Source organism: Spirochaetae bacterium HGW-Spirochaetae-1 (assembly GCA_002839375.1).
GTDB lineage: Bacteria > Spirochaetota > UBA4802 > UBA4802 > UBA5550 > PGXY01.
Window position 1 is genome coordinate 329,202 of record PGXY01000007.1, and the last position, 17,634, is coordinate 346,835.

The following is a 17,634-nucleotide window of genomic DNA, read 5'->3' on the forward strand; positions in this document are numbered from 1 at the left end:
ATAGTTACAATATTGCGGAGTTAGGCATGTATCCAATAATATTCAAGTACAAATTTCTTACCGTGGGCGGCTACGGAATAATGCTGGGGCTGGGTTTTTACATAGCCTTTCTTCTCCTCGAAAGAGAGTTCAAACTTCGCAAAATGGACCCTGAGCTGGCATACAAAATCCTGCTTACGGTAATCCCTTCAGCCATTGTAGGCGCAAAGATATTCCATATTTTTGAAAACCTGGATCAGTTTTTTCAGGACCCCGCCGGCATGATCTTTTCCGGTGCCGGGCTTTCCGTTTATGGCGGATATATCGTGGCCATCCTCGCTTCCATAGTAGTTATCATCAAAAACAAGGAAAATGTGCTCAATGTGCTTGATATTGCCTCAGCTCCCATGGCCCTGGGATACGCCATTGGAAGAATCGGCTGCCACGTTTCAGGAGACGGCTGTTACGGTATCACCACAACATCTTTTCTCGCTACGGCCTATCCCAACGGCATTGTACCTTCAACAGCAGCGGTTATCCCCGCCCCGCTCTTTGAATCACTCGTATCCTTCATTATTCTGATAGTGCTTCTCCAGCTGAGAAAGCGCGAGCTTCCTTTCGGTTTGATTTTCTTCACCTATCTCATCATGAACGGCATGGCTCGTTTCAGCGTCGAATTCTTCCGCCTCAACCCGAAAGCGGCCTTCAGCATGACCCAGGCGCAGATAATTGCCATTTTCTTCTGCATTACGGGGATAATCGGTATATATCTTGTCAGAACAAGATCGGGAAAACAGGTGTGATAAAGGGTGTACTGTTTCTCCTGTCATCAGCAATAGGTTTTGCCGCATCAACGGCCTTTGCCAAAATCGTTACCCGCGGGTCACAGGTACAGGCCGTTGAAATCACCTTCTTCCGCTTTCTATTGGGCCTCGGTGTAGTTTCCCTTTTTGTCATCAAAGAAGAAAAATCCCTGAGACCCAACAACATAAAGTATATTCTTCTGCGGGCCGTATTCAACACCGCCGCCGTTATCTTTTTCTTCCTGGGCGTCCAACACACCACCATCACCAAGGCGAACCTGCTGAACATGACCTATCCCATTTTCGTTTTTCTCCTGTCACCTTTTATAAACAGGGAGAAAACATCCATGATATATTTTTTGTTTCTCCTGTGCACCATGGCGGGACTATATCTTGTCGTAATTCCGCAAAACGGTCTTTCCCAGTTTTCCCAAATAAACGCCGGTGACACCTATGCTCTCATTTCCGGTATTCTGGCCGCATTCGCCATCACATCGCTTCGCGAGGCCCGCAAGCATGATTCCAGCTATATAATTCTCTTTTATCTCATGCTCATCGGCACCGTTTGCAATGCCCTGATCGTCGTTCCCTGCTTTATCATCCCCCGGGGCATGATACTTTTTTACGTCATCCTGTCGGCCCTATTCGCGGTTCTTGGTCAGATCTTCATTACCGTGGGATACAAATACATCGATGCAGCGGCCGGTTCTCTCATTTCATCGAGCAGAATTATTTTCGCCCTGCTGCTGGGGGTCATTTTTCTATCGGAAGAGCTGAACGCACGAATTATGTTGGGTGGGACAGTCATCATAATTTCCCTCTTCGGCGTCAGTGGAATCTGGAAAAAGTGGGTTAGGCAGGAGAAAGCCGCAACCGGCAATCAATAAAAAAAGGCATGGTTTATAGCCATGCCTTCCCGAATCAAATCAAAAAAATATTCCTATTTGATATTATACTTCTTCTTAAATTTCTCAACACGTCCGGCCGTATCAACAAGCTTCTGTTTTTTGGTATAAAACGGATGACAGTTGGAACAGATCTCCACATGCAGATCCTTTACTGTGGAGCGGGTCTTAATTTCATTGCCGCATGCACATTTAACCACCGTTTCGTTATATACGGGATGTATTCCTTCTTTCATTTCCTTACTCCTTTTAGCCTGTGCTAATCTTATGAATTCATAGCCTTAAAGAAAGCCTTGTTATTCTTTGTAGATCTCATTTTGTCAATAAGCAGTTCCATGGCCTCTGTCGAACTAAGCGATGAAAGAGCCTTTCTCAATACCCATAATTTATTTAACTCTTCTTCGTCAAGTAATAATTCTTCTTTTCTTGTTCCCGATTTATTGATATCAATCGCCGGGAATATGCGCCTGTCGGCCAGTTTTCTGTCCAGATGAAGCTCACAGTTACCGGTTCCTTTGAACTCCTCAAAAATAACCTCGTCCATGCGGCTTCCCGTATCAATAAGGGCCGTTGCCAGAATTGTGAGGCTTCCGCCCTCCTCAATGTTACGGGCTGCCCCGAAAAATCTCTTCGGTTTATGAAGGGCGTTGGAATCAACACCACCTGAGAGTATCTTGCCGCTGGTGGGAACCACCTGGTTATAGGCCCTGGCAAGCCTGGTTATGGAATCAAGAAGTATAACCACATCCATTTTCCGCTCAACAAGTCTTCTGGCCTTTTGAATGACCATCTCGGCAACCTGAACGTGCCGGCTTGCCTGCTCATCAAATGTGGAGGATATGACCTCACCTTTGACCGAGCGCTGCATGTCCGTTACCTCTTCAGGCCTTTCATCAATAAGCAGGACGATGAGATATATTTCTGGATGGTTGCTGGTAATGGCATTAGCCATTTTCTGAAGCAGTATTGTTTTACCCGTTCGGGGAGGAGCGACAATAAGGGCGCGCTGTCCCTTCCCGATGGGAGTCATTATGTTCATTATCCGCATCTCAATAATATCCGCCGTGGTTTCCAGGTTGATGCGTTCCAGGGGATACAACGGTGTGAGGTTGTCAAATAGCACACGTTTATGAAGATTTTCCGGGTTCTCAAAGTTTACCGCCTCAACCCGCAGGAGGGCAAAAAACCTTTCATTATCCTTGGGCGGTCTGATTTGGCCCGTGATTGTATCACCGGTTTTTAATCCGAACAGCCGTATCTGTGAGGGGGATACATAAATATCATCTGGGCCGGGAAGATAGTTATAGTTGGGAGACCTGAGAAAACCGTAACCGTCATTAAGAATTTCCAGTACACCGCTGGAAAAAATAAGTCCCTTCTGTTCGGTCTGAAGTTTTAATATTTCAAATATTAAATCCTGTTTTTTCAGACCCGAGACTCTTTCCACCCCCAGGTCCCTGGCCAGAGTGGTCAGTTCCGAGATAGTCTTTGTTTTCAGTTCCGCCAGGTCGAGTTTCGGCCCTGCTACGGTTCCTTCTGTAAAAACCTGGGCTTCTATTTCAACATCAATATCGTTTGCTGAATTATCTTCTGTTTTTTGGTCACCGGCATCATTTTTTGAGCCGTTATTCATTGAACCATTTGAGCTACCGTTGGACACATTGCGAGTTCTGCCATTGGTGCTGTTACTGTGAGTTCTTGCCATAGAACACCTTTAATTATTAATTTGATTTTTGTCACGAGAAGACGGATAAAAGTTCTGTTTTTGAGTTATATTGAACGTAAATAAACCTGTTATTTTTGGAATTATTACCTGATGAGGTAAGGAGGCGAAAAAAAGAATCTGTTAACCGATCAAGTCACTGTTTCCATATTCTTAATATATGTCAAGATAAAATGAATAATAATTTTGTTAATTATTGGATTTTTTGAGGTCAATATTGAATTTTTTCATCTTCGTAGTCAAAGCCTGCCGGGAAATATGCAGTGAGTCGGCAACAACTTTCAGGTCTTTATTCCCCTTCAGTGCATTTACCAGCAAACGACGTTCCACGGAACTCATAATTTCATCAAGAGACATACCTCTTATATCTCCACCGGAAATTACAAGATCATCGGTACTTATCTGTTTGCTGTTACAGTAAATAAGAAATCCAATCTTTTTCTTTTTACTTATGAGCGGGATTTTTTCGTAATAGATATCCAGATCTTTATTATAAAAGTATACTTCTTTTGAATTTTTTCCAGTAAAAAAATCATTTTTATCGGAATCTTTCAAGGAATTTTCCACAAATACGGTATCTACCTCATTATTCTGCTTCTTTTTATATGCATCTTCGAAATGACTGTTATAAAAAATAGTCTTTCCCGTGTCATTTATGGCATACAGCGCGCGGGGAACATGCTCCAGAATAAGATAAATGATCCATTCCAGTACCTGTTCCTCTTTATGATTCTCAGCCTCATTCTGTATATCGGGAGTTTTTACCAGCGACTCACTGGCCATAAAAAGCTGCATTCTTGACCAGCGCCCCTGAACCTCACCAAAAAGATTGATGATGACAAATTCCCTGATTTTCCCGTATTCCAGGAGATCATCGAGGTTCATTTTCTGCGACAGCCTGGATATGAATTCATCTATTTTATAATGACTGGCCCTGTCTATATCACTGAGCTCGGAAACTACATCATCTTTTTTCAGTATACCCAGAAGCATTCCGCGTTTGGAAATCACCGGTATTATCGGCGTATTATGAGCGTAAAAAAGCCTCAAGATGTCTTCAGGCTTTTTATCATCCTTGGCATAGGGATTTTCTTCAAACTCGCGGAGTTCATCTTCCGGCGCCGATACATTCTCCACCGGCTTGTCCGAAGTAAAACCCTTTTGATCCTTATCGTTGTCTACCATTACAGACCCAGTACATCGTACATTGAATAGAGACCGGCCCCTTTCCCTTTCAAGAATTCAGCGGCCATAACCGCTCCCCTGGACAGGGTTTCCCTGTTGGTGGAACGAATGGTCAGCTCGATCCTTTCTCCCTGGCCGATAAAATAAACGGTATGCTCGCCCACAATGTCACCGCCCCTCAAGGCCATGACTGCAATTTCTTTATTGGTACGTTCGCCCACCAGGCCGTCACGGCCCGTGATTATTTGTGCATCTTCCATGCCGACCATGCTATTTTTTACTATTTCCGCCAGATGTTTTGCCGTGCCCGACGGAGCATCCTTCTTAAGACGGTGGTGCGATTCCAGAATTTCCACGTCATAAAACTCATTCAGTGCGCCCGCGGCCATTTCGGTCAGCTTAAACAGGACATTTACTCCCACTGCCATATTGGGAGAAAAAACCACGGGGATTTTCTCCGCCGCTTTTTTAATTATCCCCACCTGTTCGTCGGAAAATCCCGTAGTGCCGATAACCAGCCCCTTGCCATGCTCCTCCAGACAGGGAATGAGCTTCATGGTAGCTGCCGGCGAGGAAAAATCGAGGATACAATCGGCTGTGCCCGCATCTCCGGCATTTATGGGTTTAATGGTGACGCCGAAGGGATTTCCATGGACAAGGGTGTTCACGTCCCTGCCAATACAGGGTGAGGAAGCGGAGTCAAAAGCCACGGTAAGTTCGTGTCCCCGCTCCAGCGCCAGTTCCAGGATGGAAATGCCCATCCTGCCGCATATACCGCAGATTCCTATTTTCATGACAGTTTAACTCCATAATCGGTGAGCGCCCTGCGCAGAATAGCCCTGTTCTCATCGGAGATCTCGACCATGGGAAGCCTGAGGGTCCCCTCGCAATATCCTGCCATTTCCATGGCAGCCTTTATCGGGATGGGATTGGTTTCAATAAACATGGCCCGGCACAGGGGAAGCATCCGGTAAAAAAGTTCCCGGGCTCCCTCGATATCGCCTTCATTGTACAGGGTCACTACTTTCTTCACATCGGCGGGCAGAATGTTGGATAATACGGATATGACTCCCTTGCCGCCGATGGAAAGAACGGGCAGCAGGAGATTATCATCGCCGGAAAGAATAGTCAGATCCCCGCCGCAAAGTTCATGGAGATGCATCATCTGGACGATATCTCCCGAGGCTTCTTTCATGGCTACAACATTATCGACACGACTGATCAGCTCTTTCACGCTTGCGGGCAGAAAATTGACGCCGGTTCTACCGGGGATGTTATACAGGATAATGGGTATCTTGATAGAACGGGCCACCTTCTCAAAGTGGGCAATAAGGCCGCGCTGGGTCGGTTTATTGTAATAGGGATTGACCAGCAGCACACCGTCCACGCCGGAATCTTCGGCTGACCGGGAAAGACACACTGCCTCTTCCGTGGAATTGGCCCCGGTTCCCGCTATGACCTTCACGCGTTTATTGACAATTCTCACCACTTCTTTAATGAACTCCTTGTGTTCATTAAAAGACATGGTGGGCGATTCGCCCGTGGTTCCCATAGGAACAATGCCGTCTATACCGCCGGCTATCTGCATTTCAATGAGCCCTTCCAGGGCCTTTTGGTCTATTGCGTTATTTCTAAATGGTGTTATTAACGCAGTATTTACGCCTTCAAACATGGTCATACCTTTTATATAGTATCTGAATATAATCTCAGTGATGATCCATGCGGATCATCACTATTTAGTCTTTTTCCTGAGAGTCTGAGTCTTCTTTGTCTTGGCAGTATTATCAGCCTTCTTCCCGGGAACCTCTTCGGTTTTCAGGCTTGCCATGGCAGCCAGTTTTTCCCTGAATACATCCATATCGAAGAGTTCATCCTTGAAGTCTTCGGGGAAAAGATATATGATGAGGACGCGGGGCGCTCTCAGTTTATCCTCATTGGCAGGATAGCCGTAAACCTTTATCCAGTCATCACCGCCGTTCACCACCAGCCTGATTTCCTGGTTTTTTTTCAGTAATACCCCGCTCATTTCCACATCTTCATGCAGGATATAAATACCGCTTTCCAACTCCCTCAGCAGGGGCTGCTCGGTCTCTTTTACGAATGAAGAGCATGATGCGCCGAAAAGAAAAACGAGAAAAATAAATGTTGCTTTTTTAATCATTAAGAGACCGCCCTTTTCAATATATAAGGAAACCTCTATAAATTAGATTTTGGAGGCACCCATAAACTATTCTTTAAACAGTGAATCATTCTCAATTGTCAAGGAATAAATTATCCGGTTAAGGCTTATTTGTGATACGCTATTCCTTCACCCGTGGCCAGCAGCTTGTCTTCGGCCCCCCGGACCTCAACACGCCACACGCTCACCTTTTTCCCCACATTTACCGGCGAGGCCTCGGCGAATATTTTCTCTCCATCGGCGGCTGACGAGATATAGCTGATATTAAAATGCATGGACAGGGCCATGACACCCGTAGAATTGGAAGCCACTGCAAAGGCCTGGTCGGCGATGGCATAGATAATGGCGCCATGGGCCCTCTCAACGGCATTCAGGTATTCCGACTTGATCGTCAGAGAACAGAGGGCATATCCCTCCCGTACGTTTTCCACGTGTATCCCGAGAAAGCGCGCCATGGGGTCGGTGCCCACGACGTTTCGTGCGTATTCCACGGCATTGTCTACTATATTGCTCATTGCATGCTCCTGCCCTGAAAAAATAATTATATTCTGCGGTAGTACGGTTTATTCCTGGTTCGCATCAATGATGATCTGGGAATCGTAGGAACCATTATTGCCGAAAACCAGCATGGGGATGCCCGACGGGAAGGGCAACAGGGGACCGTAATTGAACAGATAATATTCCTTTGCCGACGCATCATCACCGTCATGGAAAAAATCGTAGCTGTCGTCATCGAGAATGAAATAGCTGCTGGTATTGCCGATCCTGTCCGGGAGGGTTACTTCTGTTACAGCCCAGTTGTTGTCGCTTTCGGGCAGTACAATCTCCCCTTTGAGTCCTCTGCCCAGTTTATAATACTTTTCCGTCAGCCAAATCCTGGCAAAATAATACCCATTCTCATTGTCGTAGCGGAGCATGATATCGGCTTCCCGGGGATCGCTTCTTTGTCCGGCGGGGATGACCTCGCGGATAACCGCCCTGCCGGCCGATTTCCCGGAATCCCCGAAGGCATTGTCATCATCGGCCCTGAAAACCAGTTTCAAAAAAGGATCTGACTCCTGTGATATTTCCTCCAGGCTCAGCAGCTGCGGACCGTCTATATCGGGACTCTCTGTTTTAACATCGGCTATGTCCGCCACGGGAATCCTGGTCTGTCTCCGGAAAACGTATCCCCTGCGGCCTTTGAGCTCTTCGCGATAGTAATAGGTATCTTTCCAGGATTTATCGTCCCTGTTGGAAAAAGTAAAGGAGCCCCTCTCCCCTGCCCCGGTGGTGAAAGACGCCGAGACCTGGGCCAGCTCCCAGACCCCCGATTCATGATAGTTCTTCAGGCGCGCCGTACCGGTATAATAACCGTTCCCGGCGGGATTCAGGGGACAGAGCAATTCCTGGCCGTACTGCCTGCTTGCCCGGGCGCTCACCGATACCTTTCCCGGAGCAAAAATACGGGCCTGCATGGCAGTGATATCAATATCCCTCGTTTTGACCTTAACCGACACCGTTATGGAATCGGTCCAGCCGTCGCCGTCATCATCACCGGCATGGGCAGCCGCTTTATCGAGCAAAGCCCTGACCGCTCCCTCGTCCCATTCATGGGCGTCATTGAACACAACACGGGCCGTGGCCACGGTTCCGTCAAAGGATAGAATCTCCGGATCACCGGAAAACTCATCACCGGTCATGAAAACATTCCCGTTTATCCAGTGACTGTCGCCGCTGCCGGGATTGCGAATCAGGCCATGCTGGGGACGATAGACAATGAAGGAATAATCTGTCGAAGGATCAAGGCCGGGAACGGTGACTTTCCCCGATGCAGCTGTAAGAACCGTGGCGGAAACCCTCTTCCAGGCATGGGCATTGGAAACATTGTAAACCATGACCACCAGGGGATGCACCCTGTTTATCCGCTTCTTTCCTTTATAGTGGACGGACACCTCGAGACTGCCCGACTGGGACGAATCGCCGGCAAAATCCCCTTCGAGATTGCCAATTTCAATGAGCCCCTTCAGTTCTTCTTCGGAAATCTCCCGGAACCTGCCGGAAAGGGATTCAACACGGGAAAGCTCATAAAATTCCCAGTACCGGGTCTCATGGCGGAAGGCGCCCAGGTATCCCGTGACATCGGCCAGAAAGAGGTATCCCTTCAGCCATTCCATTACGGCAAGCTGTCCCGTTTCCGCATCATAGTCATTATAGGATATGCCCCTGCCGATTTTGTACAGGGTGTCGTCCCATCCCAGCCTGACGTAGATGTTTATTTTCTCATCGCCGAAATGAAAAAAATAGCGGACATCCACATCATGATAATTTTTGACCTGTTCCGGAGAGAAAAAATCGCGGTAGTACGAATTGCTTTGCCAGAGTGAATACAGGCCGTGTGCATTGATATCCCCTTCTAAGTTAAGAGACGCTGCCGCGACCGGCGCAGCGCTCACAACGGGCTTTTTTTTGACGGCAGGCGCCGGTTCGGTTCCCGTATTGAGCCGGTCTCTCCTGATGGCCTCCTCGTCGATGGTGATGAGCATGTTTTCCCTGCTGAAATATTCATCGCCGTCCATATCATCGCCGCGTTCCACCGATTCAGCGGCACCGCTGTTCCGGGCCCTTCCGTCGCTGCCGTCACCGGAACATCCACCGATTGCCGTCATGACCATGAATAACAGCACTATACATGTCGGGGAAGATAATAATTTTTTCATATTTGACGCACGACGCATTTCCCGTAGAACCTCTATACTGCGTTGATCCAGCAATCCGCTGCAAAATCCATGAAATGAATTTTTCAGGAAACCGCCATATTAATCAACATCTTTTTATTTTTGCCCATACACGCTATCACCATTTTTCCTTTGGCGGGTTATAATATCCCAGTTTCATGGCGGGATATTTCTCCCGCAGGAGTCCCAGCAGATTGCCTATGCCCCGATGAGGCTCTTCAGGCTCTGACCCCGTTATCCCCATAGTTTCGAAATACAGGTCGGGATCGATATTCATGTTGCGCGTTTGGATCATATTTACCGGAAATGTATCTAAAAATTTTAATAGTGAGGTCACTTCGCTCTCCCTGTCGGTAAAACCCGGCATAAAAAAGAGATTGATCGACACAAATATCCCCCTGCCCAGGGCGATATCCAGGGATTTTTTTACATCATCAAAGGTATAATTGCGCGGTTTGTGATACAGGGTATAATATTTTTCCGTGGGAGAACTCATGCTGATACGGATCGAATCAAGGCCCGCGTCGATGAGATCGCGCACGACTCCGGGGTCAGAGCCGTTTGTATTGATATTGATGGTGCCCCGGGTCTCCTTTTTCCTCACCATGTCCACGGCCCTGACAATATCACCGCCTCGCAGCAGGGGCTCCCCTTCACAACCCTGACCGAAACTGGCCACGGCCTCATTAACATGGCTGAAGTGATACAGGATCACCTGGGATATCTCGCCGGGATCGGGACTGAAATTCAGGCGCGGCTGCGATTCGGCAAATCCCGAATCCTCCTGATAGGAAAGGCATCCCAGGCAGTCGGCATTGCAGGCCGGTGACGTGGGCACCGGGGCCTCGTAACGGCCGATGAAAAAATTGCGGGCGCACAGGCAGTTGTATTGAGTTGAACAGGTTTTCAGCTGATTCACCAGCCTGTTCTGCGGATACAGTGCCGATACTTCCTTTATGCCGCGCTTCAGTTCTTTGCCGTCCTGGTGCAGGGACGGATCAGAGCGCGGATCATCGTCGATGCGGACCGCGGGAACATAGAACTCGCCGTCCATGATGACAACACCGGCATAAGCCCAGAGAGGCAGCACAGGAGTCTTTTTTTTCGGCCTGGAGGCGGAAAGATAGGTCCGGAGATATCCCGATGCCAGAAAGGACGACACAGCCTGTATATCTTCACCCTCCATGGATTTTTTAATGACATCAAAAGTTCCGGTTTTTTTGTTATGACTGACGGGATATCGTTCCGGCAGGGAAAAGAGATAGCTCCCGAAGGGCAGCTTTATGAGTTCATCGCGGTTAACGGGGACAAAACGGTTGCCGCTCCTGAACGCCGGCTCGAGCCCTTCATACTCGTAAACATTTCCGGATTGATCCGCATAGGGGAGAATGATTTTCTTTTTCATGATCAGCGCAGTTTATCTATAATGGTACGGCAGTTTTCTTCCACACTGTCATCTTTATACAGGGCCGATATCACGGCCGGGCAGGTACATCCCGCTACGGCTGTTTCCGCCGTATTGGCGCCGGTGATGCCGCCGATGCACACCAGGGGAATATCAACGGCGTCCCGGATTTTCCCGATCACGGCCGTGCCGATGCCCCGGATCAGGTCACCGTTTTTGCTCGATGTATCGAAAATGGGACCGATGGCGATATAATCAGGCCCTTCAGCCGCCGCTGCAATGGCCTGTTCAACGGAATGGGTCGATATCCCGATGATGCGGTCCGCCGCGAGGATCCCCCGCGCTACAGCAAGAGGGATATCATCCTGGCCAAGATGGATTCCGTCGGCATCAACGGCTTCGGCGATGTCGGGATAGTCATTGACGATGAAAAGCCTTCCCTGTTCGTGGCAGAGGCGGCACAGGTTCCCGGCGGCGCTGTATATTTCGCGGCGCGGTTCATTTTTCATTCTCAGCTGTATCACGGCAGCGCCGCCCTTGATGAGGCGGAGACAGGTTTCTTCCAGCCTGCTTTTTTCCACGAAGGCCGAATCAAGGATGGCATACAGGGCGTTCCTGAAGACATCTCTTTTCTCTTGCCTGCAAAGGCCCAGGATAACGACCTTCTCAAGATCATATAATTCAAAACGCAGCCTCTGGAAGGCGCCGCTCCGGCCTGCAAGTCCCGCAGCTTCAGTGCCCTGGATTTTCGAATATTCCTCAATGCAGCGGATCGCTTCAATGGCACGGTGGATGTTGGCCCGCACCAGGTCCGGGACCGCTTCCCTGGTCTGCTCCGTGGGGAGATCGACGAATTTCTGGCCGTCACCCTCCACGTCCCGGGCCCGGAGCAGCCTGTGGGGGGGAATCCCCTTCATTAGGGAATTCAGCGCGTGCCGGAGCTCCTTGAATTTCACGGAATGGGGGGAATGGGCGGCGAAACGAAGGGCGTCCTCGCACACGCGGAGCCCCTCCATGGCGCGGTTGAAATTGGCGTCAACGGCCGTTAAAATGGCATCAGTCATTTAATCGCTCCGGCACGAAAATCATTCTCTCAACCGCCGCCGACAAATTTCACCAGCTCTATGATATCACCGTCCTGAACAGCGGTTTTTCCATAGACCTCGCGGTGAACAATTTCACCGTTTCTCTCAACGGCAATGCGTCGCGGGTCCAGTTTATATTCCTTTATGAGATCCATGATGGTCCCGCCGTCAAATGCTTTATCTTTCCCGTTAAGCCGGATATTCACTTCATATACTCCACTCGTAAATTATAATCGACGCCAGCACCAGGGCCGCAGTCTCGGCCCGAAGCTGGGTAAACCCGAACTGGAGGCTCTGCCAATTCCGGGATTCGGCGCTTTCCGTTTCCGCCGGGGAAAAACCGCCCTCGGGACCTATCATGAGGCTGATACTCCGCCCTTCCCGGTGTTCCTCCAGGTAGGACCTGATGCTCTGTCCCTTTCCGGGATTGGCGATGATCTTCATATCGGAAGCATCATTATCCGCGGCGTCCCGAAAGGACATGATATGCTCGACGGGGATGACCGTGTTTCGCAGCGACTGCTTGGCCGCCTCAAGAGCGATCCTGTTCCACCGGTCCAGCCTGTTTTTTTCTTTTTCTTCGTAATCGGGGATGGACCGTTCCGTCACGATAGGGATGATCCGGCTCACGCCCAGCTCCACGAGTTTCTGAACGACAACATCGAACTTCTTTCCCTTCAGAAGGCTCATATACACGGTGAAATCAAGTCCCGTCTTTTCATCGGCCGGAAAGGTACCGGGCCCCGGATCGGCAAAAAGAATTTTTGCCCTGATCCGCTCCCTGCCGACCTCGATTATTTCACAGGACATCTTCTTTTTATCTTCGCCGATGAGTGATATCTTCTGACCCACCTTCACCCGCCGGACCCTGGTGAGATGATGAAAATCATCGCCGCCGATAACACAGATATCGCCGGAGATATCGCTCCTGTTGATGAAAAAATGGGGCACGTGTCATTCTCCCAGCAGTTCCGACCTGAATATTTGCTTTTTGAATTTCACATCCTCATCAAAGCTGTGGAAGGATAGGATGGTGATTGTTCCCGTCCGAATGTCCATCATATCATATCTCAGCGGAATTATCCGGTCGTCTTTTTTCTTTATTTTCGCAATGGTCATGAATTTATAGATGGCTTTGTCCCGGTCATGGAAGTCGATCCGCAGGGGGATAAACTCATCCTTGGTTACATAGAGTGTCAGAAGACCGTACTCTCCGCCCTTGAAGATGGGCTTCAGCACCAGTTTGTAGGCCTCGTAGCCTTTCACCATGGCATTGCCCGTGATAGCTGCCGTATAATTGCTCTGCAAATCATAGTTCGACAAATCGATAAAGCTGAAGTTTGTTGCCATGATGGGATCATATTTGTCGATGCCCAGCTTATGATAGAGTTTTATGGAGTGGATATTATAGACCCAGATATCCTCACCGCCAAGATTATAGAGCACCTTCAGCGATTCGCCCCGTTCCCTGCTGCTGAAGACAAAGAGGAAATCCTCCGGGGTGACCGAGGCATTTATTTCAATTGTATAGGAACTGCCGTCGGGTTTCACATGCTTCATCCTGCCCAGCACCTGTCCTACGGGATATTCCAGTATCCTGTCAACGCGTGCCAGTATTCCCTGTGCGGTCAGTTCTATCTTCCGTTCTTCCTGGGAGAAAGCAAGGGACGAGTAAAGGGTCAGAGCTCCCAGAAACAGAACAGGTATTGCCGATAATCTCTTTTTTTTCATTATATCCCGATGCCGAAAGGGCGATTTTAGTGAGCAGGCGAAAAACATACTGCCTTCTTACTCTTTTTTTGACACATTTAATCGTATAGTAAAAAAATCAATTTTTTTATGAAATTTTCACCTGTTCACCGTTAAAAACTTCATTTCGGCCCACCATCATCCGCACTATACAATTTATCATTAGGTCATAATAACGCATTATGTATATTAGGTCAACAAGGGAATTTTAAGAATTTTTATTGAACATTTAACAGGGGTCCCATAGAATGATCCCATCAATATCAGGAGCAACGGCAAAAACCGCTATGAATATCACAGATCCGGAGATGAATGGAACGGAATACATGACCCTGGATACCATCATAGGCGATTCAATCGATCTTGACAAGGCGTACAATAATAAGCTGTACCTTTCCCTGGTGCCGGAAAACGTCCTTAGTCAATGGTCCAGGGTGAGCGATGTGGCCAATTTTATCGCCGATTTCTATAACCATGATCTGCCGAGCCCGTTGGCCCACAATACCATATCCACCGTACTCAATGAATTGATAGAAAACGCCGTCAAATTCGCCCACGACAAAAGCGTACCCATCGATATTTACACATTTAAAAACAACAATGAATTTATTTTCCGCGTCACCAATACCGTCTCCGAAGGGGCCATCGATGACTTCAGCAGGCTCTGCAGCACCCTTTTCTCCCAGGACCTCAACAGGCTCTATATCCAGAGAATTGAGGACCTGTTTCATAACAGGGCAAAAACCGGCATAGGGCTCATACTGCTGAAAAAAGACTACAGGATGGACATCAATTTTGGATTTTCCAGAATGGGCGGTCGCCTTGCTCTTACGGTTACGGCAAAAATCAAGGTTGAGTGATGGAGGTCCGCTATGGATAAAACAGGCATCATTAAGAACGACAATTACTCCATACAGTTCCTCGAGAAGGAACACCGGATCATATTCAGGGGAACCATGCGCCTGAAGGATCATGAATACCGGAAAACAATCAATACTGACCTTATTTCCCTTTCATCGCGTCTCGAAGGTTTCATCGAGCTCGATGTATCGCAGCTTGAATACCTGAATAGCTGCGGCATAGCTTCCCTCAGCGTGTACCTGACACAGATGAAGGAATTTGATACGAGCATCCGTATCGTTGGATCGAACAGCATTTCCTGGCAGGTCATGTCGCTGGATAATTTTCCACTCTGTCACGACAGGGTGGAAATCATAATGCAGTAGCCCCTTATTCCGATGAATAATACCTGCTTCCCCCTTCTTCCAGGTCCGGCCGCAGCTTCCTGGCATCATGGAGATATATCTGCATGAGCTCCTCCTGACGCTTATCGGAGTTGACATGCATGAGGACCCTGATAACGCTCTTCAGGCTGCCCTTCACGGGAATTTCCCTCGTACAGAAAAGTGGTGTATAAATCCAGCCCATTGCACGCGCCGCAACCGCCGGGAATTCCGCATCAACATCCTCCGTGACGGAAAATATCACCGAGGCTATATCATCGGCATGCAGGTCATTCCTGGTCACCAGGGCCCTCAGGAGTTCCTCGGTTTTGGAAATTATCTCTTCTTTAGTATTTGCGGCGACTGTTGTCGCTCCACGGACACCACGTACGGCCATCGTTTCACTCCTCTATTTCTTTTATATTGGCACCGATTTTTTTCATAAGCCCCATGAACCCGGGAAAGGTAACGGCCACGGCCTCGGCCGTTTCCACGATCATCTCGCCCTCGGCGGCCATGCCGGCGACCGACAGAGCCATGACAACGCGATGGTCATGATGCCCGTTCACACGGGCCCCTTTAAGCTCACTCCGCCGGACTACCAGGCCGTCGGGAAGCTCCTCCACGTTGGCACCCAGCTTCCGCAGTTCTTCATACATCACGCGTATCCTGTCCGTTTCCTTCAGGCGGGCCTGGGCCACGTTTACCAGGCGTGTCTCTCCTGCGGCAAAACACCCGGCCACGGCAAGTGCCGGCAGCGCATCGGGGATCGCATTGAGGTCAAAGACCCCGCCCGTGAGCTCTCCTCCCCTGATGCGGATATTTCTTTCGCCGATTACCACTTCGGCTCCCATTTTTTTCAGGATATTCACCACTTCCCTGTCACCCTGGGTATCGTTGAAATCCAGGCCCAGGAGGTTCAGCTCGGCACCGCAAATAGCGGCGGCCACGAGAAAAAACGTGGCCGATGAAAAATCGGCGGCCACGGCCGCCCTGAAGGGACGATAGGCCTGCCCTCCCGGCACGGTAAACTGCCGGTAATCCCTGTTCTCATACTGTATACCAAGCCGGTCAAGCCATGCCAGGGTCATGGTCACATAGGGCTGCTCGTTCAGCAGTGGGACATCAATGATTGTTTCTCCTTCAGCCAGGGGTGCGGCAATGAGGAGCGATGACAGATACTGCGAGGTCACGGCTTCCACAGCGGTCCGGCCTCCCTTTATCCGGCCCTCTATGACCAGGGGCGGCTTTCCGTTTCCCCTTGTGGACTGTGCCTTCCCGCCCAGGTCATTGATGGAGGCAAGGAGCGCGTCGGCCGGCCGGTTCCGGATCTGGTGATCGCCGGTGAAAATGGTCATGCCGTCAATAAGCGAGGCGATGCCCAGACCGATATAGAGGGAAGTGCCGGAATTCCCCACGTCAATGACATCGTCGGGAACGGGCAGCCTGTTCCCGGCACCCGTTACCCTCCAGGCGTCCTTCTCCTCTACGATGCGGCCGCCCAGCCGGCGGACCATGTCCATGCATGATTCCGTGTCGGAGGAATAGAGGGGGAATTCCACAACGGACTCCCCTTCGGCCAGCAGGGCGAAGGCAAGGGCCCGGATGGTATGGGATTTCGAGCCGGGAATTTTCACATCCCCGTGTATTGTGGAGCCTTTCACTGAAAACATCATAACGGGATTTTCCTTATACTTTGAGATGGTCGGGTTTTATCCGCATGAAAACACCGCTGTAATAGGGAACGCTGATCTTCCCCTCATGAAGACCGTAGTACCGGTTAAAAGCATCATTGTTTTCGCCCAGAAGCTCGCCGGTTTCCTTTTCCGCCCCGCCGAAGTGTCCACTGAAAAAAAGCCGGGCAGCCTGCATATCGCTCTCATAGCTGTCCATGCTTCCCTTGATAAACTTGAATTCATTGAGGGTAAGCACGGTCCTGAGCTCATCGGGCATGTAATACTCGTTATGGAGGGGGAACATGTTTCGGGTATACTCATCGAGGAGGCCGTCCATATCCTCTTCATTCAGGACTGTTGTTGCTACAAAGAGTATACCGTCAAACTGCAGCGCGCGCCGGAACTCATCAATTACTTTTCCCGATTCGACAAAATTCAGGTAATCGATGCATACAATAAGGTCGGCGGCGTAATAATCCACGGGAAAGTTGTTGAATTCGCCGTTGATGAACCGTATCTTCTCCAGGATGTCCGATCCGGCATGGTCTTGTATAAAGGATTCGATGACCTCCAGGGAGGGTTCAACCACGACAAGAAAGGCCTTCGTGGCTGCGGCCATATCGGCGAGAAGCCTGCCGCTGCCGACACCGGTTTTTACAATAACCTCGGGATTATAGGCACTGAGCACTTCCATGACCTTTTCACTGTTCATGGCATAGTGCGTATCAGGCTCAATAATCCCGCTGCGCGAATAGCTGTACTGGGCAAACTTCCGAATATCATCGAACCGTGTCATGATTGTACCTCGCCACTTGTTTTTTTTGCAGTCACTTGAAATAGGCTCAGCATATGGGTACCTTACTGAGTACGGGAATCAGGGAAAACGGACCCTGAAGTAATGCTTTTAATGAAAATTTATACATTGTGTCAAGATTTTAATTGAAAATTAAAGGATATCTACCATACTTTTTATGCATCGGGGAGAAATATTATTGACACGGTGAA

General features: G+C 49.1%; 20 protein-coding genes. 4 read left to right on the top strand and 16 right to left on the bottom strand.

Annotated elements, in window-relative coordinates:
* Positions 1 to 26: 26 nt before the first annotated feature.
* Entirely contained in the window at positions 27 to 782 is a 756-nt protein-coding gene (locus tag CVV44_14960; GenBank protein ID PKL37641.1) for a hypothetical protein, read from the top strand.
* A complete protein-coding gene (locus CVV44_14965) occupies positions 779 to 1,669 on the top strand; it encodes a hypothetical protein (GenBank protein ID PKL37642.1) in 891 nt (296 codons plus the stop codon). Before CVV44_14960 ends, CVV44_14965 begins: the two co-directional genes overlap by 4 nt.
* A gap of 53 nt (positions 1,670 to 1,722) precedes the next feature.
* Here CVV44_14965 and CVV44_14970 read toward each other — a convergent pair whose 3' ends face one another.
* The 13 genes from CVV44_14970 to CVV44_15030 all read right to left on the bottom strand — a co-directional run bounded on the left by CVV44_14970 (position 1,723) and on the right by CVV44_15030 (position 13,760).
* Entirely contained in the window at positions 1,723 to 1,923 is a 201-nt protein-coding gene (locus CVV44_14970) for a 50S ribosomal protein L31 (GenBank protein ID PKL37643.1), read from the bottom strand.
* A gap of 29 nt (positions 1,924 to 1,952) precedes the next feature.
* A complete protein-coding gene (gene rho / locus CVV44_14975; GenBank protein PKL37644.1) occupies positions 1,953 to 3,320 on the bottom strand; it encodes a transcription termination factor Rho in 1,368 nt (455 codons plus the stop codon).
* Between the two features lie 279 nt (positions 3,321 to 3,599).
* Entirely contained in the window at positions 3,600 to 4,595 is a 996-nt protein-coding gene (locus CVV44_14980; GenBank protein PKL37645.1) for a hypothetical protein, read from the bottom strand.
* Positions 4,595 to 5,389, bottom strand: coding sequence for a 4-hydroxy-tetrahydrodipicolinate reductase (locus CVV44_14985; protein ID PKL37646.1), 795 nt, complete (start codon positions 5,387 to 5,389; stop codon positions 4,595 to 4,597). Before CVV44_14985 ends, CVV44_14980 begins: the two co-directional genes overlap by 1 nt.
* Entirely contained in the window at positions 5,386 to 6,267 is an 882-nt protein-coding gene (locus tag CVV44_14990) for a 4-hydroxy-tetrahydrodipicolinate synthase (protein ID PKL37647.1), read from the bottom strand. The genes CVV44_14985 and CVV44_14990 overlap by 4 nt, the downstream gene beginning before the upstream one ends.
* A 60-nt stretch (positions 6,268 to 6,327) precedes the next feature.
* Positions 6,328 to 6,756, bottom strand: a complete 429-nt coding sequence (locus CVV44_14995) for a hypothetical protein (GenBank protein PKL37648.1) — start codon at positions 6,754 to 6,756, stop codon at positions 6,328 to 6,330.
* Positions 6,757 to 6,881: 125 nt separating this feature from the next.
* Positions 6,882 to 7,289, bottom strand: a complete 408-nt coding sequence (locus CVV44_15000; GenBank protein PKL37649.1) for a phenylacetic acid degradation protein — start codon at positions 7,287 to 7,289, stop codon at positions 6,882 to 6,884.
* Positions 7,290 to 7,337: 48 nt separating this feature from the next.
* Positions 7,338 to 9,428, bottom strand: coding sequence for a hypothetical protein (locus tag CVV44_15005; protein ID PKL37650.1), 2,091 nt, complete (start codon positions 9,426 to 9,428; stop codon positions 7,338 to 7,340).
* A gap of 181 nt (positions 9,429 to 9,609) precedes the next feature.
* Positions 9,610 to 10,896, bottom strand: a complete 1,287-nt coding sequence (locus CVV44_15010) for a radical SAM protein (protein PKL37651.1) — start codon at positions 10,894 to 10,896, stop codon at positions 9,610 to 9,612.
* A gap of 2 nt (positions 10,897 to 10,898) precedes the next feature.
* Positions 10,899 to 11,960, bottom strand: a complete 1,062-nt coding sequence (gene thiE, locus CVV44_15015; GenBank protein PKL37652.1) for a thiamine phosphate synthase — start codon at positions 11,958 to 11,960, stop codon at positions 10,899 to 10,901.
* A gap of 29 nt (positions 11,961 to 11,989) precedes the next feature.
* A complete protein-coding gene (gene thiS / locus CVV44_15020) occupies positions 11,990 to 12,187 on the bottom strand; it encodes a thiamine biosynthesis protein ThiS (GenBank protein ID PKL37653.1) in 198 nt (65 codons plus the stop codon).
* A gap of 1 nt (position 12,188) precedes the next feature.
* A complete protein-coding gene (locus CVV44_15025) occupies positions 12,189 to 12,932 on the bottom strand; it encodes a hypothetical protein (GenBank protein PKL37654.1) in 744 nt (247 codons plus the stop codon).
* A 3-nt stretch (positions 12,933 to 12,935) separates the two neighbouring features.
* Positions 12,936 to 13,760 (bottom strand): hypothetical protein, encoded by an 825-nt coding sequence (locus CVV44_15030; protein PKL37655.1) that lies wholly within the window; start codon positions 13,758 to 13,760, stop codon positions 12,936 to 12,938.
* A gap of 218 nt (positions 13,761 to 13,978) precedes the next feature.
* On the opposite strand from CVV44_15030, the gene CVV44_15035 reads away from it, so the two are divergent.
* Positions 13,979 to 14,590, top strand: a complete 612-nt coding sequence (locus CVV44_15035) for a hypothetical protein (protein PKL37656.1) — start codon at positions 13,979 to 13,981, stop codon at positions 14,588 to 14,590.
* A 12-nt stretch (positions 14,591 to 14,602) separates the two neighbouring features.
* On the top strand, positions 14,603 to 14,956 hold the full coding sequence (locus CVV44_15040; protein ID PKL37657.1) for a hypothetical protein: 354 nt from the start codon (positions 14,603 to 14,605) through the stop codon (positions 14,954 to 14,956).
* Positions 14,957 to 14,960: 4 nt separating this feature from the next.
* Here the strand turns inward: CVV44_15040 and aroH are convergent, their stop codons facing one another.
* Genes aroH through CVV44_15055 form a run of 3 tightly spaced genes read right to left on the bottom strand, consistent with a single transcriptional unit; the run spans position 14,961 to position 17,425 of the window.
* The gene (gene aroH, locus CVV44_15045; GenBank protein PKL37658.1) at positions 14,961 to 15,350 is read right to left on the bottom strand and encodes a chorismate mutase; all 390 of its coding nucleotides are present in this window, start codon (positions 15,348 to 15,350) and stop codon (positions 14,961 to 14,963) included.
* A gap of 4 nt (positions 15,351 to 15,354) precedes the next feature.
* Complete coding sequence (gene aroA, locus CVV44_15050) at positions 15,355 to 16,629, bottom strand: 3-phosphoshikimate 1-carboxyvinyltransferase (GenBank protein PKL37659.1); 1,275 nt, start codon at positions 16,627 to 16,629, stop codon at positions 15,355 to 15,357.
* Positions 16,630 to 16,642: 13 nt separating this feature from the next.
* Positions 16,643 to 17,425, bottom strand: a complete 783-nt coding sequence (locus CVV44_15055) for a hypothetical protein (GenBank protein PKL37660.1) — start codon at positions 17,423 to 17,425, stop codon at positions 16,643 to 16,645.
* Positions 17,426 to 17,634: the final 209 nt, after the last annotated feature.